Annotated in this window: 4 protein-coding genes; all 4 read left to right on the forward strand. The window is 61.5% G+C overall.

The window, feature by feature from the left end; all coding sequences use genetic code 11:
• The first annotated feature begins 254 nt into the window (after window positions 1–254).
• The 4 genes from FEM54_RS24405 to FEM54_RS24420 are packed head-to-tail and all read left to right on the forward strand — an operon-like array spanning window position 255 to window position 4,929.
• Window positions 255–728 carry a MarR family winged helix-turn-helix transcriptional regulator gene (locus tag FEM54_RS24405; RefSeq protein ID WP_017134700.1) on the forward strand — a complete coding sequence of 158 codons (474 nt, stop codon included), beginning with the start codon at window positions 255–257 and terminating at the stop codon, window positions 726–728.
• Window positions 725–2,182 (forward strand): efflux transporter outer membrane subunit, encoded by a 1,458-nt coding sequence (locus tag FEM54_RS24410; protein ID WP_099550546.1) that lies wholly within the window; start codon window positions 725–727, stop codon window positions 2,180–2,182. The genes FEM54_RS24405 and FEM54_RS24410 overlap by 4 nt, the downstream gene beginning before the upstream one ends.
• 15 nt (window positions 2,183–2,197) lie before the next feature.
• Window positions 2,198–3,394 (forward strand): HlyD/EmrA/EmrK family protein, encoded by a 1,197-nt coding sequence (locus FEM54_RS24415; protein WP_017134698.1) that lies wholly within the window; start codon window positions 2,198–2,200, stop codon window positions 3,392–3,394.
• Complete coding sequence (locus tag FEM54_RS24420; RefSeq protein WP_017134697.1) at window positions 3,394–4,929, forward strand: DHA2 family efflux MFS transporter permease subunit; 1,536 nt, start codon at window positions 3,394–3,396, stop codon at window positions 4,927–4,929. The genes FEM54_RS24415 and FEM54_RS24420 overlap by 1 nt, the downstream gene beginning before the upstream one ends.
• Window positions 4,930–5,003: the final 74 nt, after the last annotated feature.

Below are 5,003 nucleotides of genomic sequence, written 5' to 3' on the forward strand. Positions count from 1 at the left end.
TCGGTCCTTCGAAAAGTGACCCGCTGTAAGAGCGAAACCATAGGCCGCCGTTACCGCAGCAATGGATATGTACCCGACCAAACACCCCCGCCAAACCGCTATCGCAGGCAACCCAGCTCCCACAGTTATTTGTGTTTCAAGCCCACCTCTCGCGAAATTACCAAGCAAGCTAATAATTCCATTTGACATTCGCTGCCTAAGCAGTAACATCTTGTCATACATTCACTGCCTAGGCAGTAATAAGGTGACTTTCGATGACCCACTACACCCCTGACAGCTTTCGCAACTGCCACCTCGGCCTGTTGCTGGGCCGGGCGGCGCTGCTCAAGGACCGCATTATCGACACCCATATGGAACCCCACGGCGTCACCGCCGCGCAGTTCAAGGTGTTGATCATCATTGCCCAGTTCGACGTCGATACCCCGGCGGAGCTGTGCCGCCACCTGTCCCTCGACAGCGGCTCCATGACCCGCATGCTCGACCGTCTGGAGCAAAAGGGCCTGCTGGCGCGCAAGCGCTCCGAGCAGGACCGGCGCCAGGTGCAGTTAGTGCTCACCGAAGACGGCCAGCGCCTGGCCGACATGTTGCCGCATATCGGCGCGCAGTCGATGAATGAACTGGCCGGTGCCCTCGAGCCTGGTGAGTTGGAAACCCTGGAAAGAATCCTCAAGAAAATTCTGGTAGCTGCCGGTGACGCCATCGTCCTCCAGCGGGTAGGTAATCAATGAAAACGCGTGCACTCAGCCTGGTGTTGGTGGCGATGAGCATGGCCGGTTGTGCCAACTTCAGCGGCCTCGACACCCAGGGCCAACGTCTCGACGCCAACACGTTGCAAACCGGCAAATCCTTGAGCGGCGTGACCCTGTCCACGGCCGCCTGGCCCACCGCCGACTGGTGGAAAAGCCTCGGCGACCCGCAACTCGACGGTCTGATTCACGAAGCCCTGCAAAACAGCCCTGATATGCAAGTGGCCAGCGCCCGTGCGCACCAGGCCGAAGCCGCCGCTTATGCCGCCGATGCGGCGCGCATGCCAACCCTGGATGCCAGCGCCGGTGTGAGCCGTTCGCGCCTGGCCAAGGACCAGGACCCGCGCGGGCAGGGCGATGCCTATGCCACGGTGCGTAACATCGGCGCCAGCTTCAACTACAACTTCGACCTTTGGGGTGGCCAGCGCGCTGCCTGGGAAGCCGCGTTGGGCCAGGCGCGTGCAGCCGAAGTCGACCAGCAAGCCGCACGCCTGACCCTGGCCGCCAACGTCGCCAAGGCTTACAGCGATTTGGGCCAAGCGCATATCGTGCGTGACCTGGCCAATGACGACCTCAAGCGCACCCGCCAGATGCTCGACCTGAGCAAACGCCGCCTCAGCTCCGGCATCGACAGCGAATACCAGTACCAACAGACCGAAAGCCTGGAAGCCAGCTCCCAGTCGCAGTTGATCGACGCTGAAAAACAACTGCAAAGCGCCAAGATCGCCCTGGCGGTATTGCTCGGCAAAGGCCCGGACCGTGGCGGCGAGCTGACCCGCCCGAATGTGTTGAAACCCAGTGCCGTCGCTGTGCCTTCAGTCTTGCCGGCCGAATTGCTGGGCCGTCGCCCGGACCTGATCGCCGCACGCTGGCGCGTGGAGGCCGCGAGTAAAAACGTGGCCGCGAGCAAAACCCGCTTCTACCCCAACCTCAACCTCAGTGCGAGCGCCGGGGCCGAGTCGTTGCTCGGTGATGCGATGTTTGGCTCGGCCAGCCGGTTCTTCAGCATTGCGCCGACCATCTCGTTGCCGATCTTTGACGGTGGCCGCTTGCGTGCCGACCTCGATGCTCGCGACGCCGATTACGACCTGGCCGTGGCCCAGTACAACAAAACCCTGGTGCAAGCCTTGGGCGATATCGGCAACACCCTGATGCAACTGCGCGAAACCGGGCGGCAGATCCAGGCGCAGCAACACGCTGCGGACATCGCCCAGCAGTCTTACGACACCGGCGTACAGCGTTACAGCTCCGGCATCGGTAACTACCTGGATGTGCTCAGCATCGAGCAGCAATTGCTGCAGGCCCAGCGTCAGCTGGCGACCTTGAATGCGGCGCAGATCGACCTGTCGATTCAATTGATGCAAGCCCTGGGTGGCGGATTCAACGCCGATAACGTGGCCGCGACCACGACCAGCCCTGCCACCCGTACGGAATAATTTGAGGTATTTGTCATGGCCACTGCCGAAAACAGCAACGCAACTGAAAAGCCCGATAACAACCCGCGCAAACGCAAAGTCATGCTGATCGGCCTGGCGCTGATCGTCATTCTTGGCGTGGTCGGCGTGTGGGGCTGGTATGAGTTCTACGGGCGCTTCAATGAAAGCACCGACGACGCCTATGTGAACGGCAACGTGGTGGAAATCACCCCGCTGGTCACCGGCACCGTGGTCAGCATCGGCGCCGACGACGGCGACCTGGTCCACGAAGGCCAGGTTCTGATCAACTTCGACCCGAATGACGCCGCCGTCGGCCTGCAAAGTGCCCAGGCCAACCTGGCCCGCACCGTGCGCCAGGTGCGTGGTTTGTACAGCAATGTCGATGGCATGAAAGCCCAGGTCAACGCACAGAAAGCTGACGTGCAAACCGCCCAGGACAACTTCAACCGCCGTAAGACGCTGGCCCAGGGCGGTGCGATCTCCCAGGAGGAACTGTCCCATGCCCGTGACAACCTGACCGCCGCCAAGAACGCCCTGACCAACCTTGAGCAGCAACTGAAAACCACCAATGCCTTGGTGGATGACACGGTGATTTCGTCCCACCCGGATGTGCAAGCCGCCGCCGCGCAACTGCGTCAGGCCTACCTGACCAACGCGCGCAGCACCTTGATCGCACCGGTCACCGGCTACGTGGCCAAGCGCACCGTGCAACTGGGCCAGCGCGTGCAGCCCGGCACCGCGTTGATGGCGGTGATCCCGCTGGACCAGCTGTGGATCGACGCCAACTTCAAGGAAACCCAGCTGCGCGATATGCGCATTGGCCAGCCGGTGGACATCGAAGCGGACATCTATGGCAGTGACGTGAAATTCAGCGGCACCGTCGACAGCCTCGGCGCCGGCACCGGCAGCGCGTTTGCCCTGCTGCCTGCGCAGAATGCCACCGGTAACTGGATCAAGATCGTGCAACGGGTGCCAGTGCGCATCCACATCAACGCCGACGAGTTGGCCAAGAACCCGCTGCGGGTGGGCTTGAGCACTGTGGTCAACGTCGACCTGCACGACCAAAGCGGCCCGGTGCTGGCGCAACAGGCACCGCAAAAGGCCTCGTTCACCACCAACGTGTATGACCGCCAACTGGCCGAAGCCGATGCCATGATCACGCAGTTGATCCATGACAACAGCCTCGCCGCACCCAAGGCTGTGCAACGCTGATGAGCGCTAACGCCCCCGCGTCCTTTACGCCGCCAAGCTTGCTGATGGCCACTATTGGCCTGTCGCTGGCGACCTTTATGCAGGTGCTCGACACCACCATCGCCAACGTGGCGTTGCCGACCATTTCCGGCAACCTGGGCGTGAGTTCGGAGCAGGGCACCTGGGTGATCACCTCGTTTGCGGTGAGCAACGCCATTGCCTTGCCGCTCACCGGCTGGCTGAGCCGCCGGTTTGGCGAGGTGAAGCTGTTTTTGTGGGCGACCATCCTGTTTGTATTGGCGTCGTTCCTCTGTGGTATTTCCACCTCGATGCCCGAGCTGATTGGCTTTCGGGTGCTGCAAGGCCTGGTCGCCGGGCCGTTGTACCCGATGACCCAGACGTTGCTGATCGCGGTTTACCCACCGGCCAGGCGCGGCATGGCCCTGGCGTTACTGGCGATGGTTACGGTGGTGGCGCCGATTGCCGGCCCCATCCTCGGCGGCTGGATCACCGACAGCTACAGCTGGCCGTGGATCTTCTTTATCAACGTGCCCATCGGCATCTTTGCGGTGATGGTGGTGCGTTCGCAATTGAAGAAACGCCCGGTGGTCACCAGTTACCAGCCGATGGATTATGTCGGGCTGCTGAGCTTGATCGTTGGTGTCGGCGCTTTGCAGATCATCCTCGACAAGGGCAATGACCTGGACTGGTTCGAATCCAACTTCATCATCATCGGTGCGGCGATTTCGGTGATTGCCCTGGCGGTGTTCATCATCTGGGAGCTGACCGACAAGCACCCGGTGGTCAACCTGCGGTTGTTTGCCTACCGCAACTTTCGTATCGGCACCATCGTGTTGATCCTGGGCTATGCGGGCTTCTTCGGGATCAACCTGATCCTGCCGCAATGGCTGCAAACCCAGATGGGCTACACCGCCACCTGGGCCGGCCTGGCGGTCGCGCCGATCGGTATTTTGCCGGTGCTGATGTCACCCTTTGTAGGCAAGTATGCGCACAAGTTCGATTTGCGTTTGCTGGCGGGCCTGGCGTTCCTGGCGATTGGCTTGAGCTGCTTTATGCGCGCAGGCTTTACCAATCAGGTGGATTTCACCCATATCGCTTTGGTGCAGTTGTTCATGGGGATCGGCGTGGCGTTGTTCTTTATGCCGACCTTGAGCATCCTGATGTCCGACTTGCCGCCGGCGCAAATCGCCGACGGCGCGGGTCTTGCGACCTTCCTGCGGACCCTGGGCGGTAGCTTTGCGGCCTCGCTGACCACCTGGATCTGGATTCGCCGCGCCGATCAGCACCACGCGTACATGAGCGAGAACATGACCACCTACGACTCCGCCACCCGCGATGCATTGCAGGCGCTAGGCGGGGCAGGGCACAAGGCCTATGCGCAGTTGGACCAGATCCTCACCAGCCAGGCGTACATGATGTCCACCGTGGATTACTTCACGTTGCTGGGGTGGATGTTCATGGGCTTGATGTTGCTGGTGTGGCTGGCCAAGCCGCCGTTTGGTGCGAAGGCCGGGCCGGAGGCATCGGGGCACTGACCGACTGGACTCAGTCAATGTGGGAGCTGGCTTGCCTGCGATAGCATCACCTGGGTATGCCTGATGTACCGAGG

The organism is Pseudomonas edaphica (genome assembly GCF_005863185.1).
GTDB lineage: Bacteria > Pseudomonadota > Gammaproteobacteria > Pseudomonadales > Pseudomonadaceae > Aquipseudomonas > Aquipseudomonas edaphica.